This window comes from Turicibacter sanguinis, from assembly GCF_013046825.1.
Taxonomy (GTDB): domain Bacteria; phylum Bacillota_I; class Bacilli_A; order MOL361; family Turicibacteraceae; genus Turicibacter; species Turicibacter sanguinis.
Window position 1 is genome coordinate 1834637 of the sequence record NZ_CP053187.1, and the last position, 25491, is coordinate 1860127.

Consider the following 25491-nt stretch of genomic DNA (forward strand, 5'->3'; position numbering starts at 1 on the left):
TTTTTGACGCTATTAATCTAAAGGTCAAAAGGATACTCATTGATTTCGTTATAATAGAGGTGAATTGAATGAAGAAATGGATTGGTTGGTTACTAGTATTAGTTGTCATTTTAGTGTTAGGAGGATTTCTTTTAAGTCGTCCAAAAGACGTGTTATACGATCATGTGCAGGCAACAACGCAAGATTTGACGACCTATTATAGTTTTAGCGGGAATGTCGAAGCAAAAGATGCACAGTCCTTAATTTCAACAACAATGTTTCAAGTAAATGAAATTCTAGTTGAAGAGGGACAGTGGGTTGAAAAAGGAGAAGTATTATTAACAACGTCTCAAGGTATGAAATTAGAAGCAAGCGTATCAGGTGAAGTGTCAACGATTTATGTACGTGAGGGAGATTTAGTGACAAGTGGTACCCCTCTAGTAGATGTGACGGATTATGAACACTTACAGATTAAAGTTAAGGTGGATGAATATAATATTATCCCGGTATCGGTTGGAAAAGAAGTGAGTGTTCATGTGAATGCGTTAAATCAAGATTATTCTGGTAGTATCTCTCATGTGACGAAAGAAGCACAAATCAGTAGTGGGATTGCCTACTTTATAGCGACAGTTGATATCGAAGAAAATGCGAATTTATATATTGGAATGTCATCAGAAGTGAAGCTTGTCAATGAAAGTGTGACAGATGCCATTGTTTTACCGATGGATGCTATTCAATTTAAATCGGATGAAACACCTTATGTTTATTACCAAAATGAAAATGATGAAGTGATAAGCAAAGATATTACGGTTGGGATCAGTGATGGTGTCTATGTGCAAGTGTTGAGTGGCGTTAATCAAGGTGAGGACATACTAGTTCCTAAAGCTATCGAAATTAAGACCCCTTTTGAAATGATGAAGCACTCGAATAAATAGAGGTGAATCAGATGTCAGAAGAAATTCTATCAATGAAAAGTATAGTCAAGTCCTATGTGCTAGGGGATGAGGAGCAAGTTGTTTTAAAAGGCATTAACTTCCGTGTTAATGAAGGAGAATTTGTCTCTATTTTAGGGCCATCTGGTTCTGGAAAATCGACGATGATGAATATTATTGGCTGCTTAGACTGTTCGACCAGTGGTTCATATATTTTATCAGGACAAGATATTAAAGATTTAAATGAAAATGAATTGGCGGATATTCGTAGTCATGAAATTGGATTTGTTTTCCAATCGTTTCAATTGCTACCAAGATTGACGGCTTTACAAAACGTTGAGCTTCCAATGATATATGCAGGAATTCCATCACATGAACGAAAAGTAAGAGCAAAGGAAATGCTTGAACGAGTTGGACTTGCTAATCGTATCCATCACTATCCTAATCAATTATCTGGTGGGCAACAACAACGTGTTGCGATTGCAAGAGCTATTTCTACAAATCCAACGATTTTATTAGCAGATGAACCGACTGGAGCATTGGATCAAAAAACAAGCCATCAGGTGATGTCATTATTTAAAGAATTAAATCAAGAAGGTCGGACAATTATTATGATTACACATGATGAAACGATTGCCAAAGAAGCATCAAGAATCGTGCGGATTTTAGATGGAAACCTCTTAGAGGAGGTGATAAATCGTGTTTAAAGAAAGTATCATTATGTCTTGGCAAAATATCATTTATAATAAAATGCGTTCCTTTTTAACGATTTTAGGGATTGTAATTGGAGTTAGCTCAATTATTGCCCTTATCTCGATTGTAGAAGGCGTAACAATGGAAGTGACAAGTCAATTTTCTGAACTAGGTGCAAATAAATTAACGATTCAAGCAAAAGGCACGCCATTAAAAAAAGGATTAACCGATTATGAAGTACAATTATTAGCCGATATTGATGGGGTTAATGGTATATCTCCGACAATAAGCACGACAACCTCTGTTGTAGGAAACGGACAAGTCCATGATAAAGTGACAATCGAAGGAAAAAATGCTTCATACTTTAAGTATAATCAGTTGGCATTAAAAAGTGGGCGATTACTTAATTCGATTGATTTATCTCAACAATCAAATGTCGCTTTAGTCAGCGAGTCGCTTGCAGATACCTTGTATTTTGGTGAACAACCGATTGGGCAGTATCTGTTAATTAACGGAATTTCTTATCGGATTGTTGGGGTTTTAGAAAAAACAGATCAAATGGATATGATGTCTTCAATGTCAGGTAAGCAGTCAGAAAATAGAGTGATTGTGCCGTATCAAAATTTAATGGGATTAGTGGGCCTCAATTGTATTAATAATGTTGAAGTTTATATGCAAAATAATGCAAATGTAGATGAAATTATTGGGAAAGTTGAGCTAATTTTAAATCAAGCATTTAATTACAAAGAGAATAGCTATAGCATCATTAACATGGAGGGGTTACTTGATACAATTCAAAGTATGAATTCGATGATGACCATGATGCTCGTTGGGATTGCCTCGATTGCGTTATTAGTCGGAGGGATTGGGATTATGAATATGATGCTTGTTTCTGTCACAGAGCGTACGATGGAAATCGGACTTAAAAAAGCCTTAGGAGCAAAGCCTCGAAGTATTCAACTTCAGTTTTTAATTGAGTCGATTTTTCTTTCGTTATTTGGTGGAGTTGTAGGATTAGTACTCGGAGTTATGATTGCTTTTGTAGTGGCCTTTATTATTGGATTTACACCGAGCATTTCTACTAATTCGATTGCATTGGCTTTACTATTTTCAGGTGGGGTAGGGGTGATATTTGGTTTAGCTCCTGCTAGAAAAGCAAGTCAATTAAATCCCATTGATGCTTTACGAAGAAGTTAAAAGTCTATCAATCACCTATACCTTTTTTTAGAGGAGGACATATATTAAAAATAGGAGCAAACTATCTTATTTTTAAACTTGTAACTAGTCCCCCTAATACAGGATATCTTTGCTTTAAACGTTTGGATAGATTCCAACAATATCCTGTTTGCAAATAGAAAGAGTGATAGATATGGTCTTAATTGGATTTTTGCATCATAATAAAAATCCACAAAACGTAGAGAAAGCTGTATATGTAGCCAAAGCAGCCAAAGCACAGCAGGTAGAAATGATTTATTTCGGTACTGAAGATGTTGATTTAAAAGAACAGACAATTAATGGGTATATCTTACAAAAAGATGAATGGGTAAGAGTGACATCTCCATTTCCACAGGTGATTATTAATGCAGGAAGCCCTCATAAATTTGATAATAACATTATCAGTGCTTTAAAACAAAAAATTCCTTTTACAAGTGTTCCAATCGGTAATAAAATGGAAGTTTACACGCGAATTAAACAATCGAAAAAGTTTACATCGTATTTAATTCCAACAGAAAGTGTGTATAAAGTAGAAGATGTTCAACGATTTTTATCAAAGCATCATCAAGCCATTTTAAAACCAATTAATGGTCATCAGGGAGAAAATGTATTATACATAGAGAAAAAAGGGCACGAATATATCATCAATGATAAAGGATATATTAATCAATACAATGAAAGATGGTTCGCTTCTTATATAAAAAAACGATTGGCTAAACGTAAATATTTAATTCAGGTTTATATTCATTCAACAACAAAAGATGGTTTTGCTTATGATATAAGGTTACATATGATTAAAAATAAGGATGGAGAGTGGCAAACTCCTATCATATTTCCACGGGTTTCAACGACAAAGAGTGTTGTAACAAATTGTGCGAGTGGTGGAAAGTATGTAGAACCTTATGAATTTTTATCACAAAATTTTTCGATAAAAAGATATCAAATAAAGCGAACACTTGAAGTGTTTGGAATTGAGTTATCAAAACATTTAGATCAGTTACAGATCCAACAAAAAAAACAAGTCTTTGATGAACTTGGAATTGATATTGGGATTGATAGTCGAAATTATATTTGGATTTATGAAGTCAATTGGCGTCCAGGATTTATTTATCCTACAGAAAATGAAGATAGCGTGATTGCTAAAAATTTAGTAGAGTATGCTATCACCTTAATTAAATAGGCTTAACAAAGAAAGTCTTTTAAGACGAGTTTCGTTTTAGAAGATTTTTTTTGTTAAATCTAATTAAAATTGTCTGAAAAAACCGTATAAAAACAAATTAAATACAAATTTAGACAAATCAAGCGCCTGGCTTTAGATATAATAAAAAAGATGTTTAAAAGGGTATCTTAAATAAAAACATGTAAATGTTTACAATTTAAAAGGATACCTTTACAGGGATGATATTAGTTATAATAAAGATATATTCTGTAAGCAGAATGATGAACAAGGGGGATATCAATTATGATTGAATTTACATCAGGTGATCGTTATTTATTTAATGAAGGAACACATAAACAACTATATAAGAAGTTTGGATCTTTTGTTGTTCGTGATAATGAAGAAGTGTTGGGAACGTATTTTTGTGTTTATGCACCACATGCTTCAAAAGTTTGTGTAGTAGGGGATTTTAATCATTGGAATGGAACGCATCATGAGATGCGAAGAGATGATGGGATTTGGTCATTGTTTATTCCAGGAATTGGTGAAGGTTCTATCTATAAGTATGAGATTGTAACGGCTTTTGGTCAAACCATTTTAAAGGCTGATCCATATGCCTTTTATGCGGAACAACGTCCAAATACGGCTTCTATTGTTTATGATATTGAGGGGTTTGAATGGACAGATGCAGAGTGGGCGAAAAAACGTCAATTTTCGAATATTTTTGAGGAGCCATTAAATATTTATGAACTTCATTTAGGATCTTGGAGACGTAATAAAGAATTAGTAGAGTCTGAAACGTTTCATAGCTATACTGAAATTATGGATGAGTTAATTGAATATGTTTTAGAGCATAGTTATACGCATATTGAATTGATGCCTTTATATGAGCATCCATTTGATGGGTCATGGGGATATCAAGCAACAGGATACTATGCGGCAAGTAGTCGTTATGGTGAACCAAAAGATTTAATGATGTTAATTAATCGTTGTCATGAAGCGGGAATAGGGGTCATTATGGACTGGGTACCAGGACATTTTTGTCGTGATGCTCACGGTTTATTTAAATTCGATGGAGAAGCAGTCTATGAGTATCCATATGAGGATGTAGCCGTTTCAGAATGGGGAACAGGAAACTTTGATTTAGGTAAAGGAACAGTTCGCAGTTTCTTAATTTCAAATGCTCTTTTTTGGATGAAGTATTATCACGTAGATGGTTTCCGTGTCGATGCGGTTGCGAATATGATTTATTGGGATGGAAATAAGTCTCGCGGTGTGAATCATGGCGCTGTAGAGTTTATTCAAAAGTTAAATGAGGCAGTTTTCTTAGAAGATGATAAGATTTTAATGATTGCTGAAGATTCAACCAGTTATCCGTTAGTAACAGCACCAGTATCGGTAGGTGGACTTGGTTTTAGTTATAAATGGAATATGGGATGGATGAATGATACGTTAGATTACATTGAATTAGATAATATTTATCGCCCATATCACCACAATTACATTACTTTTGCAATGGCTTATGCTTACAGTGAAAACTTCGTTCTTCCATTCTCTCACGATGAAGTAGTTCATGGAAAGAAATCATTAGTGGATAAGGCACCAGGTGATTACTGGCAAAAGCTTGCACAATTTAGATTGCTATGTACCTATCAAATGACGTTGCCAGGGAAAAAATTGAACTTTATGGCGAATGAAATTGCACAGTTTCATGAGTGGAAAGATAAAGAACAGGTGGATTGGCATTTATTAAAATATCCGGCACATGATGCTTCGAATCGTTATATTAAAGATTTAAATAAATTGTATTTAAATGAGCCAGCACTTTGGGAACTTGATCACTCATTTGAAGGATTTGAATGGATTGATGTGAATAATAATGAGCAGAGTATTTTCTCTTATATCCGTAAATGTAAGAATGCGGATGAATTTGTTGTAGTGGTACTAAACTTTAAACCAGTTCCATATCATCAATATAGAGTGGGGGTTCCATGCTTTGGAGAGTATACAGAGGCCCTAAATAGTGATCGTGATTATTATCATGGTTCAAATCAATATAATGGATTGCCATTAGTGGCGAAAAAAGGGATGACACATGGGAAACCATATTATATTGAAGTAACGATTCCACCTTATGGAGCAACGATTTTTAAATATCGTCCACTCGAAGAAGAAACAGAGGTAGAAGAAGGGTTAGAAGTTGAACTAGCTTAACACACAAGAAATGGGGGATGGGGTTGGCTGTCAATGTTGTGGCGATTATATTAGCCGGGGGAAAAGGGACGCGCTTAAAAGAATTAACGATTCATCGTCCAAAACCAGCTATTTCGTTTGCTGGAAAGTATCGATTGATTGATTTTGTTTTAAGCAATTGTACGAATTCAGGGATTGAACAAGTAGGGGTTCTAACACAGTATGAACCCCTAGAATTAATTAGTTATATTGGAGAAGGTAGTTCGTGGGATTTAGATGTTCATGGAGCATCTGTTACGGTTATGGGACCATATACTTCACGTGATTATGGATTTTTATGGCAAGGTGGAACGGCCGAAGCTGTCATTATGAATATGCCGTTTATTGAGCAGTATGATCCTGATTATTTACTTGTCTTATCTGCAGATCACATTTATAAAATGGACTATCGTAAACTTATTGACTATCATATTGAAAAGCAGGCTGAGTTAACGATTTCAACGATTCGTGTTCCAAAAGAGGATACCAGTCGTTTTGGAATGTTAAAGGTTAACGATCAAAATCGAATTATTGAGTTTGAGGAAAAGCCAAAGGAGACGGATAGTCAGTTAGCTTCAATGGGAATTTATGTTTTTAATTGGAAGAAGTTTAAAGAGGAGATTGTCCATAAATATTACAAGCATTTGTATGAAGGTGTTGATTTTGCTCAAGATGTGATTCCACATTTTATTGAAGCAGATAGCGCTGTTTATGCATATGAGTATGAAGGGTATTGGCGTGATGTTGGAACAGTAGAAAGTTATTGGAAGGCTCATATGGATTTACTTGGCACTCAAGATGAGCTACAATTACACGATTATAGCTGGCCAATTTTTTCTAAAACACCAAATTTACCCCCACATCATATTCTTCAGGGTGCTAAAGTGAAGAATGCTTGGGTGAATGAAGGATGCATGATTTTTGGCGAAGTGTATAATTCGATTGTTGCTCATCGATGTGTGATTGAAAAAGGTGCTGTTGTTGAAGATAGTGTGATTTTAACGAGCGCATTTATCGAACATGATTGTTATATTAAGTATGCAATTATTGGAGATGAAGTCGTTATTCCGGCGCATACTGAATTGATTGGTCGTGAGGATGAAATTTTACTTGTGACTCATGATAATCTTGAGGAAATACTTGAAACTCAAAGTAGGGGGGATTGAGAGTGAAGAATAAGGCCTTGTGTGTAATTGATGGAACCAATACGTCTCAATCGTTGCAGAATTTATTAAATCAACGTTGTGTAGCCGCCTTACCATTTGCAGGACGCTACCGATTAATTGATTTTGCTTTATCTAATGCAGTGCATTCAGGCATTACGAACGTATCAATCTTTCCAGACGGTGACTATCATTCCTTAAGTGATCATATTCGTTCCGGCAAGTTTTGGGGCCTTGATCGTAAGGTGGATGGCCTATTTTTATTGCCTCCCAAAAAAGAAGTGAGTGCCGTGGCCAATACATTGACATTTGCGAGAATGAGGGAATATATTGAGTATTTTATGCGATCACGGCAACAATATGTTGTGATGTACCATGCGAATATTATTACATCTATTCCTTTTGAAAAATTACTACAATCTCATATTGAATCGAAAGCAGATGTGACACAAGTTTATTATCGAAATCGCTCAGTTGGTATTTTTGTACTATCTCGCGAGTACTTAATTGATTTAATTTTACGGTATGAGATTTCTCCGTATCAGACAGTGACAGATTTAGTCGAAATGTGTGATGGTTTAAAAGTTAATCATTATCACCATTCTACTTATACGAGAACGATTGAATCCATTGTGTCGTATTATCGTGCTAATTTAGATATGTTACATTATGAGTATGGATTTCAAATCTTCTTGTTAGAGCGACCTGTATTAACGAAAACAAAGGACGAATCACCAACGTTTTATAAAAAACAAGCCGATGTTTCAAATTCCTTAATTGCAAATGGGTGTAATATTGAAGGAAAAGTTGAAAATTGTATTATTTTTCGTGATGTAACGATTAAACGAGGTGCGGTTGTTAAAAATTCGGTTATTTTACCAAGGACCATTATTGGTGAAAATAGTATTATTAATAATGTGATTACAGATAAGCATGCTTATATTAATGATGGAGCTCGATTAAGTGGTCAAGATTATGCACCTGTTATTATCGGTAAGGGGCAACGTGTGATGGGGAATAAAGGCATTAGTGTAGCCCAAATTTCAACTGAATGTGTTCCCTTTTATAAAACAGGTGGTTTAGCGGATGTGACTGCTGATTTAACGAAAGAATTGATTAATCAAGGATTAAATGTGGATGTTATTTTACCCTATTTAAGCTCTTTAGCTGAACGTTATAATGAAAATTTAACTCATCAATTTCAATCCTTAATAGCAATTAATGAGTTAGAGATTCCTTATGATGTTTATCGTTATTCAAAAGAAGGGGTAAACTATTTCTTTATTTCATATGGCGAATTATCACGTGAAAATTTATATGGCTATTCAGATGATTGTCGTCGATATGAATTATACTGCTATGTGGCACTCGATTTTATTGAGAAGAGTGGGCTGAAGTATGATGTCATTCATTGTCATGACTGGTTAACAGGACTTGTTCCGTTTTTTATGAAAAATATATTTATGAAGCAGTCTGATCATTTTGCTTATACTAAAACAGTTTTCACGATTCATAATATTCATTATCAAGGGATTTGTGATGTGTCTGATTTAGGGGTTATTTCAACGCTAGCTACGATTCCAAATGAAATTATGCTATTTGAAAAAGTGAATTTTATGAAGACCGCTATTGTAATGAGTGATGAAATTACAACAGTGTCCGAAACGTATTGTAATGAAATTTGTTATCCTTATTTTGCTGAAGGATTAGACCGTTTTATTGTCGCAAGAAAAGATCATCTTCACGGAATTTTAAATGGAATTAACTATGATTATAATAATCCAGCTACTGATTTAAGTATCTTTAAGCGCTACTCTTTTAAAACAATAGAAGTTAAAAAGGAAAATAAAATGCAGATGCAACGTGAGCTAGGATTAGTCGTGAATGCAAATGTACCGATTATCGGGATGGTAACGAGAATGGTAGAACAAAAAGGATTCGATTTGATTTTAAAAGTATTTGAAGAATTAATTCGTGAAGATATTCAGTTTGTTTTACTTGGAGATGGAGAGGCGAAGTATACGAGCTTCTTTAGGAGAATGGCCGAAAAATATCCAACTAAGGTATCTGTTAACATAGGGTTCCATTCCTATAATTCTCAGATGATTTATGCGGGAAGTGATATTTTCCTCATGCCATCACGCTTTGAACCATGTGGCATTAGCCAGATGATTGCACTCAAGTATGGGACCATTCCCGTTGTGCGCGAAACGGGTGGTTTGAAAGATACGATTATTCCGTATAATGAGTTTATTCAATATGGAAATGGATTTGGTTTTGCGCATTATAATGCGCATGATATGTTGTTTACGCTTAAGCGAGCATTAGGATTTTATCGGATGCCAGAACACTGGGGGAAATTAGTTAAAAGTGCAATGGAACAAGATTTGAGTTGGAAAAAATCAACGGAAAAATATATTAATTTATATCGTCATTTAGTAAATGAAGAATAGTTTAGAGGAACTTGTGATTTAATACGGTAAGAGATCGTGTTAAATCATGAGTTTTTTATTTTCAGAATTGTTTCTTAATGAGTAATCTTTAAAATGTTAGGGTTATCATAGAAACAAGTGTTTTATCAAATAATATCGAATCTTCACTATAACAAGAAACGCGTTACATGGGTTAAAACCCTTTATTATCAATGTTTATGTGCTATAATGAGTTTATGAAATGGAAAAAAGTGTGTAACTGTTACATATGTGTTACATAATAATGGAAGGGAGTCATCTCGCTATGGCTAATGTATTTGCTAATAAAAAGACATTTAAGGAAACATTCCAAACACGTGTTGAACAAATTTATGGGATTAAGTTTGAAGAAAGTACACCACACCAACGTTACTTTACGTTAGGAACGCTAGTTCGTGAATATATCTCATCTAACTGGATTGAAACGAATGAAGCAATTGTTGAGGGGAAACACAAGCAAGTTTATTATTTCTCTATGGAATTCCTAATGGGGCGTTTATTAACAAATAATATTATGAACTTAGGAATTCGCCCGGTGATTGAAGCTGGATTAAAAGAGCTAGATATAGAATTAAATGAATTAGAAAAAATTGAAGCGGATGCAGGACTTGGAAATGGAGGTCTTGGTCGTTTAGCAGCATGTTTTATGGATTCAATTGCTTCTTTAGGATTACCAGGACACGGGAATGGTCTTCGTTACCGTTATGGATTCTTTGAACAAAAAATTATCGATGGATACCAAGTTGAAGTTCCAGATAAATGGTTACAACGTGGGTATGTATGGGAAGTTCGTAAATCAAATGAATCAGTTGAAGTTCCATTTTATGGATATGTTAAAGTTGAAAAAATAGATGGGCGTGAAGTTTATACTCATATCCCAGAAGAATATGTTCGTGCTGTTCCTTATGATGTACCAGTTGTTGGAGATATTTCAAATGGAAATAAAACAGTTGATACCTTACGTTTATGGTCATCTGAACCAACTGAAAATGAATATCCAAAAAATATGTCAGCTGTTGAATATGAAAAAGGAGTTCGTAACATCTCTGAATTCTTATATCCAGATGATTCAACAGAAGAAGGAAAAATCTTACGTTTAAAACAACAATATTTCTTCGTTGCAGCGGGAGTTCGTTGGGCAGTTCGCCAACATAAAGAAACATTTGGAACATTAGATAACTTCATGGACAAAAATGTATTACACATCAACGATACTCATCCAGCTTTAATTGTTCCTGAATTAATGCGTATTTTAATCGATGAAGAGGGTTATGATTGGGATAGCGCATGGGCTATTACAAGTAAAACGTGTGCGTATACAAACCATACTATCTTAGCTGAAGCCTTAGAAAAATGGCCTGTACGCTTATTCCAACCATTATTACCACGTATCTATATGATTACAGAGGAAATCAACCGTCGTTATTGTTTAGAATTATTAAATCGTTATGCGGATCAACCACAAAAAGTTGCTGAACTTGCCATTATCGGACATAATCAAGTGCGTATGGCACACTTAGCAATTGTTGGATCATTTAGTATCAATGGGGTAGCGCAATTACATACAGATATCTTAACTCAAATTGAGATGAAAGATTTCAATGAAATGTATCCAGAACGTTTCAATAATAAAACAAACGGTATTACTCACCGTCGTTGGTTATTACACTGTAACCCTGAGTTAACCGCTCTTTTAGATAAAGAAATCGGAACAGGGTATCATACGAATACATTTGAACTTGCGAAGTTTGAAGAAAAAATTAATGATCCAAAAGTTCAAGAGGCCATTGCTTCAATGAAGCATGCAAGAAAACAAGCCTTAGCAGAACGTATTTATCGTGAGCAAGGGGTTCAATTAGATCCAAACTCAATTTTTGATATTCAAGTTAAACGTCTACATGCTTACAAACGTCAGCTATTAAATGCAATGCATATCATGTATTTATATAACCGATTAAAAGAAGATCAAGAGTTCAAAGCTAACTTCCACCCACAATCATTCATCTTCGGTGCTAAAGCAGCTTCAGGATATTACTTTGCGAAGAAAGTTATTAAATTAATTAATTCAATTGCTGAAAAAGTAAATAATGATCCAGATACAAATCAGTTATTAAAAGTTGTATTCGTTGAAAACTATAACGTAACTTATGCTGAATTAATTATGCCGGCTGCAGATTTATCAGAACAAATTTCAACAGCATCTAAAGAAGCGTCAGGAACAGGAAACATGAAATTCATGATGAATGGTGCGATGACAATTGGAACGATGGATGGAGCAAATGTTGAAATTCATGAGTTAGTTGGAGATGAAAATAGCTTTATCTTTGGATTAACTGCTGATGAAGTAAATAATTATTATCAAAATGGAGGATATAATCCATGGGATCTTTATAACTCAGATGCACGTATCCGCCGCGTTCTTGATCAATTGGTTAATGGATTCTTAACACCAGATACAGAAGAATTCCGTGATATCTTCAATGCAGTAACACATAATGGGGATGAATACTTCGTATTAAAAGACTTCGATTCATATGTTCGTGCTCAAGAAAAAGCAAACCAAGCTTATAAAAACCGTCAACATTGGATTGAAATGTCTATCCGCAATATCTCACGTTCAGGTAAATTCTCATCAGACCGAACTATCCAAGAATATGCTGATCAAATTTGGCACGTGGAACCATTAAAATTTAAAAAATAATCCGTAACTTCCTTTTTTAAAAATAAATTTTTTCTAATAAATAAACGTTACATTGTGATAGCTTCCTTTAACTATATAAGTTTAGATAAAAGTTTTTCATAGGCGAAAACTTTTATCTCTCTCCTAGTGAGTAGAGATGATCTATAATTATCACTAGGTGAACAGATAGAAAAAGCCCCTGTAGAACTGATCCACTACAGGGGCTTTTTAAAATACGATAAAACCCCTTCAGATTAAATGAAGGGGTTTTAATTACCAATCAACGGTTACATCGTTATAATATAGAGCAAGATGATACATTGTACTTGGTTCGTTTAAAATAACATAACTCATATTTAAGACTTCAATCGTGCCGTGTTCCTCAATCCAATGATTCACTTTTGTTTCTAATGATTGAGGACTTGAATCGGCAAAAAACTTAATCATATGACCATCTCCTTTGCTATTAGTATGGAAAAGTTTGAGCATTAATATGATAAAACTTAATACTAGTATATGATTAAATGAAAGAAGTCGTGAGAGTGATTATTTCAAGCTTTGATAAAAATCTGTTTTAGCAGTTAGATATGTTTGGTATTGATCGATGTAACGGTGTTGAAGGACTTGAATATTATTAAAATTTTCTTGTATATTTAGCACATAATCTCTCGCTTGAACAGGTTTAGCGGTATGAACGATTTCCTCAAGATTACTAAGATCTTTAATCAGTGTTTCAATTGCTTGAGTTAATGCCTCTAAGCTTGTTAACCTTTCTTTTTCAAGATGACCAAGATCATTATTAGGAAGTTTGTTTAGTGATGCCTTTAATACCTCGGCTAAATTTTGATTCATACGTGATAGAATAGCAAATTCACTTTCGTACGATTCAAATGAAATTTGATCTTGATTTTCAGAAGTGGTTGCTTGTTCAATAATCGTGTTAACTGTTTGATAAAACGTATCAAGTCGTTTTGTAAGAGTAGTGTCTTCGTGAACTAAGGCAGTCTGAATACTTTCATCAATTTTATTTAATTGATTATATTGTTTCATGCCAGGGGTTTGAAAATTAAATCCTATGAAAATTCCGATTGCTGTTAAAATAATAATGGTAATGAGTGGTTTATTTCTCATAAATAATTCCTCCTAAATGTCATCGTTGTGGAAAAAGTTTTTACTAAAGTGATGATTTGGATTATAAGCTAAAAATTCATAACCTAAATCACGATAGTATTCGATAACGCGAGGTAAAACCTCAATGGTACTATTTTTTTCATGGAATAACACGACGAGGTTTTCTTTCTTAGCATTCATTTCCGTATAGTATTTAACATTATCCATGACTTGGTCAGGATTGCTATATTTCCAGTCCAAGGAATCAACATCCCAATCCCAACATTTCAATCCATTATCTTTTAAAGCTTGTACATGTCCATCTTTAAATGTTCCCCCACCTGTTCCATAAGGCGCGCGACATAATTGACTTTCAAACCCATTGGTTAACGACGCGATTAATTGTTGTTCTTCTTTTAATTCATTCACAAAATTTTGTGGTGCTGTAGCCCCTTTGTAAAGATAATCATATTGGTGTGTCATCGTATGCATTCCGATATAATGTCCCTCGTCTAACATGCGATTTAAAATAGCCTGTGAATCTGTATTGTTATTAATTGACGTTCCAAGAACAAAGAACGTAGCAGGAACATGATTCTCTTTTAAAATATCTAATACTTTTTCAGCATTATGAGAAGGTCCATCATCAAACGTTAAGTAAACGAACTTTATATCTTGATTATGCCATTTTTTTATTTCTTTCATTGGCTCAAATGAAACGTAGTCAATATCTTCTTGAGAAAGTGAGAGGTGACTACTTTGAAGTTGTAAATGAATGAGAAAACTTCCAGCTACTAAAAGGATAGCAATCAAACCTGATAACACATAAAATCGTGGTTTATAGCTTTTTTTACTTCTTCGATACTGATTTTTCATAATTTTATCCTCATTTCTTTATGATTGCAAAATTCGACAATTTGTTTTAAAAAGTTTACCTACCAGTGGTAGGTAAAGAAGATGAATGGATTGTAAATTCAGGGAATCCCATATAACCAGGAGCAATGGAGTATTTATCAAAGACAACCACTACATCTCCTGATGAATTAATATAAAAGGTTTGGTTATCAGCAATGCTTTTAAATTCATTTTCATTTTCATGGAAGAATAGTTGATAACCATCTTTTTCTCGATCAACAATTTGTTGTTTAATTTGAGGGTCAATAATCTCTTTATATTGATCACCCAAAATATCTTTAAGCGTCACTTCTTTCCCAGTGTTCAAATCAATATTATAGAAATATTTTTCAGTTCCAACACTCACGTAGTTTTCACTTTTCGTAATAACAAATGATACAAAGTGATCATCACTATACTTAATTTCATAATCAACATTGACCAAAACAGGTAGAAACTCTTGTCCTTCTGTATTCGTGGCCATGAAAGCATCGTAATATTCTTGAGCTCGTTTTTCCGACTCTGCGACACTTAAATTAATTTTTTCTAAAATCTCCTGGTTGATTTGATTTTCAAGTTTTGTATTGCCAGTATCTTTTAATCCCGGAATTTTAACATCAACTAATTTCACTGTATCCTCATGATAGTAACTACTAATGGTAAAGATTTTTGCTAGTTGGCTAATAATAGGAATATCTGAAAGGCTTGCAGCAAAGGTTGGAGAAGTGTTTAGTAATAAAATAAAAACCGTTGAAATAGATAAAAAAATGGCTATGAAAGGAGACCTAGAGTTAATAGGACGGGAGCCCTGAGCCGACGCATAAATAGCCTCATTGACAACATCGGTTAATTCTTTTGGAATAGGAGTTTCATCATAAATTTTTTTGGTGCCTCTTAGTCTATTCATAAAAATCACTCTCCTTGAGTTCAAGTTTTAATAGTTTTAAGGCTTTGTATAACCTCGATTTTACTGTACTGAGATTCAGTTTAGTAATCGTTGCGATTTCTTCTAAAGACATTTCCTCATAAAAACGAAGAATGATAATGACCCTTAATTTATCTGGTAATGCATTGACGTTTTGATACAGATTTAATTCATCTATGTCATATTGATGTTGATATCCCATGACAAAATCAATTTCCTCAATGGCGAGCATTCTTTTATTTTTACGAAGATAGGTCATGCTTTCATTTATGAGAATACGATAAAACCATGTTTTCAAATGGTTCATCTCGCGTAAATTTTGATATTTAGTTAAAGCTTTATATACGGCGTTTGATACAACATCGAGCGCCGCTTGTTCATTTGGAATATAACGATAAGCAAACCGATAAAATTGAGCTTGATTGGTCGTTATAAATTCAACTAGTTGTTTGTATACTTCCTCATCTTGATGTGGTGCCACGGCCGTCGGCTCCCTTCTAACCCTAATTTGTTCCCATTCATTAGACGCATATAAGTTTAAAAAAGTTTAAAAAATTTTTAAAAAGTGTATATTTTTAATTATTTAGAATGGAAAGGAGTCATAGTAATGACCTGTGCTCTTGGCGAATAGGACTAGCTGTTAATGGAGTAGTATGATTTATCCCATGAATTTGCGTGAATCATATTGTGTCAAAATAAAAGACCACTTCTAATGAGTTGAAGTGGTCTCTTGATCAACTATAAATTCAGGAAAACCCATATAGCCAGGCGCAATGTCATATTTATCAAAAACAATGACAATTTGATTTTGCTCATTTAGATAAAATTTTTGATGATCTGAAATGGATTGGAATTCATTTTCATCATGAAAGAATAATTGATTTTCATGTTTTTCTCGTTGTGCAATTTGTTGTTTGATTTGAGGATTGATAATTTCTTTATAAGTAGGGCCAAAAAAATCTTCGAGTGTGAGCATTTTTCCAGTGGTTAAATCGATATTGTAAAAGTATTCTTCTGTTTGAGCACTCAAAAAACTTTTAAATAAGGTTAATTCAAATGATAACACATCAGCATTTTCTTTTTTTATGTCATAAGTCACCAAAACTTCAAGTGGGATGAACTGATCTTCTTTTGAATGAGAGGCCATAAATGCTTCATAATATTGCTCAGACTCATGTGTCACTTCCTCTATTTTAGAATTGACTTTATGTAAGATATCGTTGTTAATATCTTTTTCGAGTTCAGGAAAAGATGTGTTTGAAAGACCTGGAACCGTTAAGTCGATTTTAAGTAGAGGGGACTCGGTGTGTTCTTCTTTGACGGTATTGACGTAGTTGAGAGAGTCCTTGGCATAAATTTTAATCTCACAAAGTAAACACATGGCGATGAAACTTAGAAATAACCATCGTTTTTTCATGGTAATCATCCTCCTTTAACTTTAATTTGTTCGAATTAAAAGAAAGTATACAAAAGAAAAAAAGATGCATAGACATCTTTTTAGATATATGAAAGTTGATAAACGAGAAATCGTTCCCGATGATTTTTATGATGATTTGGAAGCGGGATGTTATGAATTAAGGAAAAGGCTGTTTTGTGCTCTAAATAGTAAAGATAGTCATCAGATGGATAGTAGAAGATGAGTTCAACACATCGTGGATGCTCTTCAAGGGATATTAAAATTTTTTCGATGACTTTTCGAAGGATTTGAATCGAGAAAGGATTAAAAAAATAAAACTTGTTATCGAGTGGATCGATGTTATATTCTTCTGCATAACAGCATAGAAACTTTATTTTCTCTTCTTTTAATGGGTATTTTTTTTGGTAGTTAAGTTGATTATGAATCGCATCCTGATAATACGTTTCATTCATTTCAATGCCAGTCACATAAGCCTGGAATTGATGATGAATATAAAAATTTAAACGGCCCTTTCCGCAACCAAAATCAACAATGTGATCATTTTTAGTTAATTGATAGTGATTAAATAACGTTTCAAGAACGTCATAAGGGGTTGGTTCGTAGCGATGATATTTAGCAGAGGTATGATATTTGTCTTCTCCACTCGTTTGAATATTTAATAAAGTTTCATATTTTTTTTCGTTCATGGTGATTACCTTTCTATGTGGTCTCTTGCCTTTATTGTAGGACTTTATAGGCAATTTATCAAGGTTGGTTTCAAAAAACGACTTTATTTGCCCACTTAAGCGATTAAAGTGATAGTAACTAAGGGGGGATTGTGTGTTATCCATTTTAATAAAGCCAGCATCAAGTCGTTGTAATTTAAAATGTAAGTATTGTTTTTATGAGGATGAGAGTTTGAATCGGAGCCAATCTGATTATGGGATGATGAAAGTAGAAACTCTAGAAGTAATTATAAAAAAAGCATTAGAGTATGAAGTGGATGTTTGTTCATTTTTATTTCAGGGAGGGGAACCCACGTTAGTAGGACTTCATTTTTATGAGCATGTCATCAAGTTTCAACAACGTTATAATGTGCATCACGTAAAGATTATGAATTCGATTCAAAGTAATGGTTTGCTCCTAGATGAATCATGGGCGCACTTTTTTAAACAGCATGACTTTTTAGTCGGTCTTTCGATTGATGGGATTAAAGTAACGCATGAATGTTATAGAGGGAAGAATTTTGATCAAGTGGTGAAGGCAGCCGAGTTATTAAAGCGATTTGAAGTGCCATTTAATGTATTAACAGTTGTGACGGATGAGGTTTGTGAGCAGATTGCAGCGATTTACACGTTCTATAAACAGCATCATTTTAGATATTTACAATTTATACCGTGTCTAGATTCACTTGATAATCACAATTATCTTAGTGTGGACTCCTATACCACTTTTTTAAAGACGTTATTTCAGTTATGGTTTGACGATGCAACGAAGGGAAATTTAATTTCTATTGGCTATTTTGATGATTTGCTACATCTTTTATGTGCAGAGTTTCCGAAGACGTGTGGAAGACTTGGACGATGTGGAATGCATTATGTTTTGGAGGCAGATGGTAGTGTTTATCCGTGTGATTTTTATATGATGGATGCTTATTATTTGGGAAATTTGCTTCAAGATAATTTTGAAGTGTTAAATGATAAACGACGAGACCTTCAGTTTTTAGAACCGATTTTTTCTAAGACGTGCAAGAAGTGCAAATGGTATCGTTTATGTTATGGGGGATGTCGTCGTGAGCGAGTATCACAATTAGGTGTCAATAAGTATTGTCAGGCCTATCAAGCCTTTTTGGAGGAAGCTTATCCGTTACTTCAGTGGATGGCAAATAGGATTTTAATGACTAACATATAGACAAAACTGAGGTGGGGATTTTAGGGTGATATAATAAGGTTAGCGCATACAAGTGGAGGGGGATTTATGCAAAGACCGAATATTGTGTTTTTATTTTGTGATCAGCAGCGTTTTGATACACTAGGTGTGAATGGGCAACCGCTTGATATGACACCTAATTTGGATGCTTTGGCGTTTGAGGGCGTAAATTTTTTACATGCTTATACACCACAACCTGTTTGTGGACCTGCGCGTTCTTGCTTACAGTCGGGATTGTTTGCAACAGAAACAGGGTGTTTTGTGAATGGAATTTCGTTACCAGAGAGGCAGCCAACGCTAGCCAAGTCACTTCGTGAGGCAGGATATGAAACGGCCTATGTTGGAAAGTGGCATTTGGCAACGGATCGTGAACAGAATTATGAGACGGTTGCCATTCCAAAAGAACGTCGCGGTGGTTATGAGGATTATTGGATGGCATCCGATGTTTTAGAGTTTACGTCGGATGGTTACGGTGGTTTTGTTTTTGATCGAGAGGGGAATAAAGTGGAATTTGAGAAGTACCGTGTCGATGCAATGACAGACTATGTGATAGATTACTTAATGAATCGAAATAAAGAAGTGCCATTTTTCTTATTTGCTTCTTATATTGAACCACATCATCAAAATAATCATCATGCTTTTGAAGGTCCAATAGGGAGTAAAGAGCAATTTGCTAACTTTGTAAAACCGGATGATTTAGCAGAGGGAAGTGGAGATTGGGAAGCTCAGATGCCTGATTATTTAGGCTGTTGTCACTCTCTTGATCAAAATGTCGGACGGATTATATCAGTGTTAAAAGAACAAGGTATTTATGAAAATACACTCATTATTTATACGAGTGATCATGGGTGTCATTTTAAAACGATGAAAAAGTATATTAATCCGTTTGGAGCGGATGACTATAAGCGCTCACCTGATGAGAATTCAATACATATTCCACTTGTGATGAGAGGACCAGGATTTTTAGGTGGGGTTATGGAAGTGAAACTCGTCAGTCTCCTTGATTTACCGAAAACGATATTGAGCCTAGCAAAGGTGGATTCAGACTTTATGCAGGGGCGTGACCTTCAAACTATTTTTACGGATGATGAGTGGGAGAATGAAGTTTATATCCAGATTAGTGAAAGTATGGTCGGACGGGCACTTAGAACGGAGCGTTATAAGTATGTAATTCATGCTCCGCATAAAAAGCCGTTTGAAGATTTTGGAAGTGATTACTATGTTGAGGGATGGCTCTATGATTTAAAGAAAGATCCACTTGAGAAGCATAACTTGATTGATGATTTGGACTATGAAGAAGTTAAAAAAGTGTTGCGTGAGAAGATAATGAAGCATGGGAATCGTGCTCATGAGGTGTTCAATATAGTTGTGAATTAAAAAAAGAGTGTCGCCATTGCAGCGACACTTTTTGGTTATTTAACGATAATGTATTGACCTTTACGTGGTCCACGAGATGGAGTATTAACACGATGACCTAGTGCAATACTTGTTTGGAATTCGTATCCATCAGGGAGATTGAATTCTTTTTTATAGTGTTCGAATTTATCACTGTTATTAATCGCCAGAATTCCATCAACCCAACACGCTGCAAGATTTAAGTCTTCGGCTGCGAGTAGGATGTTTTGTGTACACGTTGCAGCGTCAACAATAGGTGTTTTAGCTGTTTTATTGACGGCAACTAAAATAGCAGCAGGAGCGTAGAAGAAGTGTGCTTTTGTGTCTTGATGAATGGCTTGAATATCTTTGTCAAGTTGTTCAACTTTTTCTTTGTTTAAAATACCAACAAGGTACCAAGGTTGTTCGTTTTCACTACTTGGGGCATATAGGCCAGCTTCTAATAATACTTTAAGTTGGTCTTCAGTTAAAGGTGTGTCTTGGTATTCACGATGGCTACTTGATTTTGAGATTGCTTCTAATGTATTCATCATCAATCAACTCCGTTATCTAAAATTTTCTTTGTTAGTTTTAACAATTAAAAGTTAGCTCATGCATGGAATAATGGGTGGAGTGCGAGTTTTGGTTTCATTGACGCTTGAGGAGAAGATTTAGTATAATAAAAAAATCTGTATGATTTTTTTGTCTATAGAAAGAGGAGTATCATGAAAGTTTTTGGGACGGTAAAGGTGATTCCTAAAAAGAATCCACGAGAGTTATATGAACACCAGTTAGAAGCAATCAGTTGTTTAGATGAGATGGATGAACAATCATCTTTTCGTACGCTCGTAGTCATTCCAACCGGTGGTGGGAAAACGTTGACAGCTAGTTGGTGGTTACTTAAAAAGGCGTTGAATGAGGGAAAGAAAGTGTTATGGATTGCGCATCGTCAAATGTTACTTGAACAGGCATTGATGACGTTTAAACAGAATGCATACGCTACTTGTATGCCAACGCGTTGGAGTTTTGATTATCGAATTGTTTCTGGCATTCATGATAAAGTGAGTCAGATAAAAAAAGAGGATGATTTGTTAATCATTAGTAAGGATAGTTTAGTTAGTCGTCTAAATGGATTAAAATCTTGGTTAAAGGATCAAAAAGAAGTATATGTCGTGATTGATGAGGCGCATCATGCACCTGCGAAGTCGTATCAAACTATTTTAAATTATATAGATTCACAGGTTGAACAGGTCAAATTGCTGGGATTAACGGCGACACCTTTTAGGACGGAAGAAAAAGAGTCCGGTATTTTAGCTCAGATTTTTAGGGATGATATTTGCTATAAAATTGATTTAACAGATTTAATTAAGCGTGGCATTTTAGCAAGGCCTCATTTTGAAGAGTGTACAACGGATTTAACTTTTACAGCAACACCCAAAGAGTTACAAAAAATGAAGATTTCCGATATTATTTCCGGGGAAATCGCCACAAAATTAGTCGGACATAAAGTGCGAAATGCGATGATTGTCAACCATTATAAATTGAATCAAGACCGTTATCAACAGACGATTGTGTTTGCGATTAATCGGATGCATGCTCTTGTTTTGAAAACTTTATTTGAAAAAGCAGAGATTAGATGTGGAATTGTGATTTCTCGTGATTTGATGGAATTAGCACATCAAAATCAAGAAGTTATCACTGCTTATCAACAGGGAAAAATTCAAGTTTTAATTAACGTCAATATTTTAACTGAGGGGATTGATTTACCTTGTACAAAAACGGTCTTTTTAACTAGACCTACGGTTTCGAGTATTTTGATGACGCAAATGATTGGTCGTGCATTAAGAGGAGAGGTCGCTGGAGGCACAAAAGATGCGTATTTAGTTAGTTTTGTAGATGATTGGCAGGATCAAATTGCGTGGATTAATTCAGAAAGTATTTTTTATCAGTCTACAGATGTGATGGATGAGGAGCAGGTTTCAGAGTCTTTAAAAGTAGTGGAGATGATTTCGTTAAAGCAACTTGAGCTATTTGCACAGATGCTTGATGATAGTGTCGATACGAAAGAACTTGAGAAGATTCCATTTATTAAACGAGTCCCACTAGGTCTTTATAATGTGACGCTTGGGAAGAAGAGCCATCCTGTTTTAGTTTACGATAGTACAAAAAGACGCTATGAGCATTTGATTAAGCAATTGCCATCCTTTTTTGAGTATCATCAGATTAACGAAACTAGCTTATCAAGAGAGAAACTGAAAGAGTTAAGTTCGATTTGTTCGAGACGTTGTTTCACAGGTGAAATTGTTCCGGCTTACGATGAACGAGATATTATGGCGATTTTAAAATATTATGCGAAGTATCGAGTGAAACCGCCTTTTTTATCATTTGATGAACTCGATCGTGAGAAAATTGATCTTAAAGCGGTTGCCACCTTTATTATTGAGCAGGATCTGACTCGGTCACAGCAAGTAAGTTATATTGATGAGCTGTGGAATGATGCGACGAAGTTGTATTCTATTTATTTTCATAAGAAGTCCTTTTTTATGAGGCAGTTAAATCTTGAGTTAAGACGCTTGATGAAGGAGGGAATTAGAGGATGATGTATACACCAAAAGAAGTGGCACAGTTTTTAAGGATTTCTGATTTTCCGTATTCAAAAGAACGAAAAATCATCCACATGATTTACTCACAGGAAGCTTCAATTTATGAAAGGTTGGTGGATGTTGAGCTTGAATTATTAGTTGAAGGACGCGAATTAATTAAAAATCAGGAGGAGGCTTTGTGGAGTTTTTTCAAGGTTATCAAGTTGCGGCTTGTGTACAATGAAGAGTGCGAGTTTGTCCGCATTAAGCTTCGAACTGTCTTAAAAGAGTTTGGTTATAAGCGTCGTAGTGACAAGTTGATGAGTGAAATTCAGTTGATATTGGATACTTTAGAATTAGACACATTTTTGAAGGGATATGTGGGGTGTGAGTTAAAGGAAATCGATTTAGATGACTTTGTGATGATTAGGTTGCAAAATAAACATTAAGAGTGGAATAGTTATGATAGAATACAAAAAGATAGGAGTGAACTTGATGTATAAGAATCAAATTAAAAGGTATCAGCCGATAAATGAACAAGAAGTTCAAGATCAAAAGGTGATGCTTGATTATATAGAGGCATTTTCTCACAATCTTTTAACACGTGAAAATGAATTTGCACATTTAACAAGTTCTGGTTTTATTTTAAATGAAACATTGGATAAAGTTTTAATGATTTATCATAATTTATATCAAAGCTGGGCTTGGACAGGTGGCCATGCAGATGGAGAAGCTGACTTATTAAAAGTTGCGATAAAAGAGGCAAAAGAGGAAACTGGCGTGGTGAATATTCGTCCTCTAAGTGAGGAAATAATGGCGCTTGATATTTTGCCAGTTTGGGGACATATGAAAAAAGGTCAATATGTTAGTTCACATTTGCATTTAAATGTTTCTTATTTATTAGTCGCAAGTGAAGCCGATATTTTAAGAATTAAAGAAGATGAAAATAGTAATGTTGGGTGGTTACCGATTGATGAGTTAGCATCGTTTTGTGATGAACCACAGATGTTACCTGTCTATGAAAAACTGGTGAATAAATCAAAAAAAATTACAAAATAATCTACAAAAATGAAGGGGGATTATTTAATTAAGGTTCTTTGTCAAATAGTGTTGCTGATTAATTTGTAACCTATTATAATGAACGACCGAATTGAAATCCTAGTAGCTATGCTGCTAGGATTTTTCTTTTGGGTTTAGTTAGATTTTGAATCATAAGAATTCTTGATTTGAAATGATAGAAGCTGCGATATCCAAACGCGATACGTTTGATGACTTTAACGCGATACGTTTGATGACTTTAATTTTATTATTGATTCCTTCAATAGGACCATTAGTATAGGGAGTAGTCAGAGTATTGTAGATATAAGAAGTATAGGTTTTAAAGGTTTGAAAAGATGTTTGAAGTTCGGGTGAAATCATTGGATGTTCTGTTTCAAGTAAGTGATTAAATCGATTCACATTTTTCGATTGAATGGCGAATAGTAAATCTTGATAAAGCTCATAAGTTGCTTTTAATTCAGGTGATAAATCGAGAAGGAAGTTTAAGATATCTATTTCACGCATCGGTTGCTTAAAACAATAAACAGATCGATAAGTTGTGGTATCGAGTAGGGTATGTGATTTTAAAAATAGTCGCCAGTAACGTTTGAATTTACGACCATGTTTTTTGAATTTTTTCATTAATCGAATACGTGTTTTATTGAGTGCACGGGAGATATGTTGAACGAGGTGAAACTTATCAAGGACAATTTTGGCATGAGGAAAAAGCTCCTTAATCAAACTGATATAAGGGGCGTACATATCAGTGACAATATGTTTCACACGCGCACGAGCTTCTTTTGTGTATCGCTTGAAATAAGTCTGAAGAGAGGTTAAGCGTCGATCTTCAATGATATCAATAATCTGCTTGGTATCTGCATCACAAAAGATAAAAGACATATGACCCTCAGCCGATTTTACCGATTTAAATTCATCAAAACAAAGATTTTCAGGTAGATCATTAAAGTTCAAAGTTTGAGATTCATAAAAGCTATGAATGATCCGATTAACGGTTGAATGAGAAACTTGATGGCGACGGGCAATATCGCACTCTGAAATTTTATTTTGAGCTTCTAAAGCAATCGCGTGTTTCGTATTGTAAGAAATATAACAGTTCTTTTCAACAATAGATGTTTTTAATGTAAAGGTGGATTGACAATGCCCACAATAATAACGCTGTTTCTTTAAAACTAAATAGGTATCATGGAGTGATACTTTTGGAATGATAATTCGAGAAGTTTTAAACCCATGCTTTTTAAAATTGGAATCAAAAAGAGTTCCACAGTGTTCACAATGAGTGGGTTGGTAAGATAAGATTCCCTTAAAAACAAAGCTAGTGATCCCATTTAATTTAACTTCTTCAAAATAATCTTCAGGAAAGATGATATTTTTATCTTTAATATTTAAAAATTTTCTAGTAGAATATGAGTGAGACATCAAAAATTATCCTTTCAATATTGTTTTAGCCGATAACATTGTAACAGGATAGAGACTTGATGTCTCTTTTTTGATGCCATAAAAAAGGCGTTGCTTAGTTTGCAACACCAAATATTATAGAACCTTAATTAATCACTTTTTATTTTTTATATTTTTGTTAATTTTTATGTTAATTTGTTGATTTGATGGAAAAAAATGTGTATAATCTGGGTGTAAGTGAAAAGGAAAAATAGAGAAACAAATGTATGAAACAGGTATCAAAGGAGAAATCCTTTAATACAT

Annotated in this window: 22 protein-coding genes; 13 read left to right on the forward strand and 9 right to left on the reverse strand. The window is 34.4% G+C overall.

The window, feature by feature from the left end:
• Nucleotides 1-68: 68 nt before the first annotated feature.
• From HLK68_RS08870 to HLK68_RS08905, 8 genes are all read left to right on the forward strand, one after another.
• Nucleotides 69-914, forward strand: coding sequence for an efflux RND transporter periplasmic adaptor subunit (locus HLK68_RS08870; protein WP_006784330.1), 846 nt, complete (start codon nt 69-71; stop codon nt 912-914).
• An 11-nt stretch (nt 915-925) separates the two neighbouring features.
• Nucleotides 926-1618 (forward strand): ABC transporter ATP-binding protein, encoded by a 693-nt coding sequence (locus tag HLK68_RS08875; RefSeq protein WP_009607012.1) that lies wholly within the window; start codon nt 926-928, stop codon nt 1616-1618.
• Nucleotides 1611-2801, forward strand: coding sequence for an ABC transporter permease (locus tag HLK68_RS08880; protein WP_082410084.1), 1191 nt, complete (start codon nt 1611-1613; stop codon nt 2799-2801). The genes HLK68_RS08875 and HLK68_RS08880 overlap by 8 nt, the downstream gene beginning before the upstream one ends.
• Nucleotides 2802-2973: 172 nt before the next feature.
• Nucleotides 2974-3999 carry a YheC/YheD family protein gene (locus HLK68_RS08885; RefSeq protein WP_006784327.1) on the forward strand — a complete coding sequence of 342 codons (1026 nt, stop codon included), beginning with the start codon at nt 2974-2976 and terminating at the stop codon, nt 3997-3999.
• 282 nt (nt 4000-4281) lie between these two features.
• A complete protein-coding gene (gene glgB / locus HLK68_RS08890) occupies nt 4282-6192 on the forward strand; it encodes a 1,4-alpha-glucan branching protein GlgB (RefSeq protein WP_006784326.1) in 1911 nt (636 codons plus the stop codon).
• A gap of 17 nt (nt 6193-6209) precedes the next feature.
• The gene (locus HLK68_RS08895; protein WP_229059702.1) at nt 6210-7376 is read left to right on the forward strand and encodes a glucose-1-phosphate adenylyltransferase; all 1167 of its coding nucleotides are present in this window, start codon (nt 6210-6212) and stop codon (nt 7374-7376) included.
• A gap of 2 nt (nt 7377-7378) precedes the next feature.
• A complete protein-coding gene (locus HLK68_RS08900) occupies nt 7379-9826 on the forward strand; it encodes a glycogen/starch synthase (protein WP_055165436.1) in 2448 nt (815 codons plus the stop codon).
• A 283-nt stretch (nt 9827-10109) separates the two neighbouring features.
• On the forward strand, nt 10110-12545 hold the full coding sequence (locus tag HLK68_RS08905; protein WP_006784323.1) for a glycogen/starch/alpha-glucan phosphorylase: 2436 nt from the start codon (nt 10110-10112) through the stop codon (nt 12543-12545).
• A gap of 252 nt (nt 12546-12797) precedes the next feature.
• Here the strand turns inward: HLK68_RS08905 and HLK68_RS08910 are convergent, their stop codons facing one another.
• From HLK68_RS08910 to HLK68_RS08940, 7 genes are all read right to left on the reverse strand, one after another.
• Nucleotides 12798-12971 (reverse strand): hypothetical protein, encoded by a 174-nt coding sequence (locus HLK68_RS08910; RefSeq protein ID WP_006784322.1) that lies wholly within the window; start codon nt 12969-12971, stop codon nt 12798-12800.
• A gap of 99 nt (nt 12972-13070) precedes the next feature.
• A complete protein-coding gene (locus HLK68_RS08915; RefSeq protein ID WP_006784321.1) occupies nt 13071-13655 on the reverse strand; it encodes a hypothetical protein in 585 nt (194 codons plus the stop codon).
• A 12-nt stretch (nt 13656-13667) separates the two neighbouring features.
• Nucleotides 13668-14510 carry a polysaccharide deacetylase family protein gene (locus HLK68_RS08920; protein WP_009607022.1) on the reverse strand — a complete coding sequence of 281 codons (843 nt, stop codon included), beginning with the start codon at nt 14508-14510 and terminating at the stop codon, nt 13668-13670.
• A gap of 55 nt (nt 14511-14565) precedes the next feature.
• Nucleotides 14566-15435, reverse strand: a complete 870-nt coding sequence (locus HLK68_RS08925) for a DUF3298 and DUF4163 domain-containing protein (RefSeq protein WP_006784319.1) — start codon at nt 15433-15435, stop codon at nt 14566-14568.
• Entirely contained in the window at nt 15428-15934 is a 507-nt protein-coding gene (locus HLK68_RS08930) for an RNA polymerase sigma factor (RefSeq protein WP_006784318.1), read from the reverse strand. The genes HLK68_RS08925 and HLK68_RS08930 overlap by 8 nt, the downstream gene beginning before the upstream one ends.
• Before the next feature lie 228 nt (nt 15935-16162).
• Nucleotides 16163-16870 carry a DUF3298 and DUF4163 domain-containing protein gene (locus HLK68_RS08935; protein ID WP_006784317.1) on the reverse strand — a complete coding sequence of 236 codons (708 nt, stop codon included), beginning with the start codon at nt 16868-16870 and terminating at the stop codon, nt 16163-16165.
• 80 nt (nt 16871-16950) lie between these two features.
• Nucleotides 16951-17556, reverse strand: a complete 606-nt coding sequence (locus HLK68_RS08940; RefSeq protein ID WP_006784316.1) for a class I SAM-dependent methyltransferase — start codon at nt 17554-17556, stop codon at nt 16951-16953.
• A gap of 133 nt (nt 17557-17689) precedes the next feature.
• Between HLK68_RS08940 and HLK68_RS08945 the strand changes: the two genes are divergently transcribed.
• Both HLK68_RS08945 and HLK68_RS08950 read left to right on the forward strand, forming a co-directional pair.
• On the forward strand, nt 17690-18760 hold the full coding sequence (locus tag HLK68_RS08945) for an anaerobic sulfatase maturase (RefSeq protein WP_132942750.1): 1071 nt from the start codon (nt 17690-17692) through the stop codon (nt 18758-18760).
• Nucleotides 18761-18826: 66 nt separating this feature from the next.
• Complete coding sequence (locus HLK68_RS08950; RefSeq protein WP_006784314.1) at nt 18827-20155, forward strand: sulfatase-like hydrolase/transferase; 1329 nt, start codon at nt 18827-18829, stop codon at nt 20153-20155.
• A gap of 35 nt (nt 20156-20190) precedes the next feature.
• Here the strand turns inward: HLK68_RS08950 and HLK68_RS08955 are convergent, their stop codons facing one another.
• A complete protein-coding gene (locus HLK68_RS08955) occupies nt 20191-20706 on the reverse strand; it encodes a nitroreductase family protein (protein WP_006784313.1) in 516 nt (171 codons plus the stop codon).
• 171 nt (nt 20707-20877) lie between these two features.
• Here HLK68_RS08955 and HLK68_RS08960 point away from each other — a divergent pair, with 171 nt between their 5' ends.
• The 3 genes from HLK68_RS08960 to HLK68_RS08970 are packed head-to-tail and all read left to right on the forward strand — an operon-like array spanning nt 20878 to nt 23793.
• Nucleotides 20878-22752 (forward strand): DEAD/DEAH box helicase, encoded by a 1875-nt coding sequence (locus HLK68_RS08960; RefSeq protein WP_132942749.1) that lies wholly within the window; start codon nt 20878-20880, stop codon nt 22750-22752.
• The gene (locus tag HLK68_RS08965) at nt 22749-23183 is read left to right on the forward strand and encodes a hypothetical protein (protein WP_006784311.1); all 435 of its coding nucleotides are present in this window, start codon (nt 22749-22751) and stop codon (nt 23181-23183) included. Before HLK68_RS08960 ends, HLK68_RS08965 begins: the two co-directional genes overlap by 4 nt.
• A gap of 46 nt (nt 23184-23229) precedes the next feature.
• Nucleotides 23230-23793 carry an NUDIX hydrolase gene (locus HLK68_RS08970; protein WP_009606983.1) on the forward strand — a complete coding sequence of 188 codons (564 nt, stop codon included), beginning with the start codon at nt 23230-23232 and terminating at the stop codon, nt 23791-23793.
• A gap of 150 nt (nt 23794-23943) precedes the next feature.
• Here HLK68_RS08970 and HLK68_RS08975 read toward each other — a convergent pair whose 3' ends face one another.
• A complete protein-coding gene (locus tag HLK68_RS08975; RefSeq protein WP_202983260.1) occupies nt 23944-25209 on the reverse strand; it encodes an ISL3 family transposase in 1266 nt (421 codons plus the stop codon).
• Nucleotides 25210-25491 lie beyond the last annotated feature (282 nt).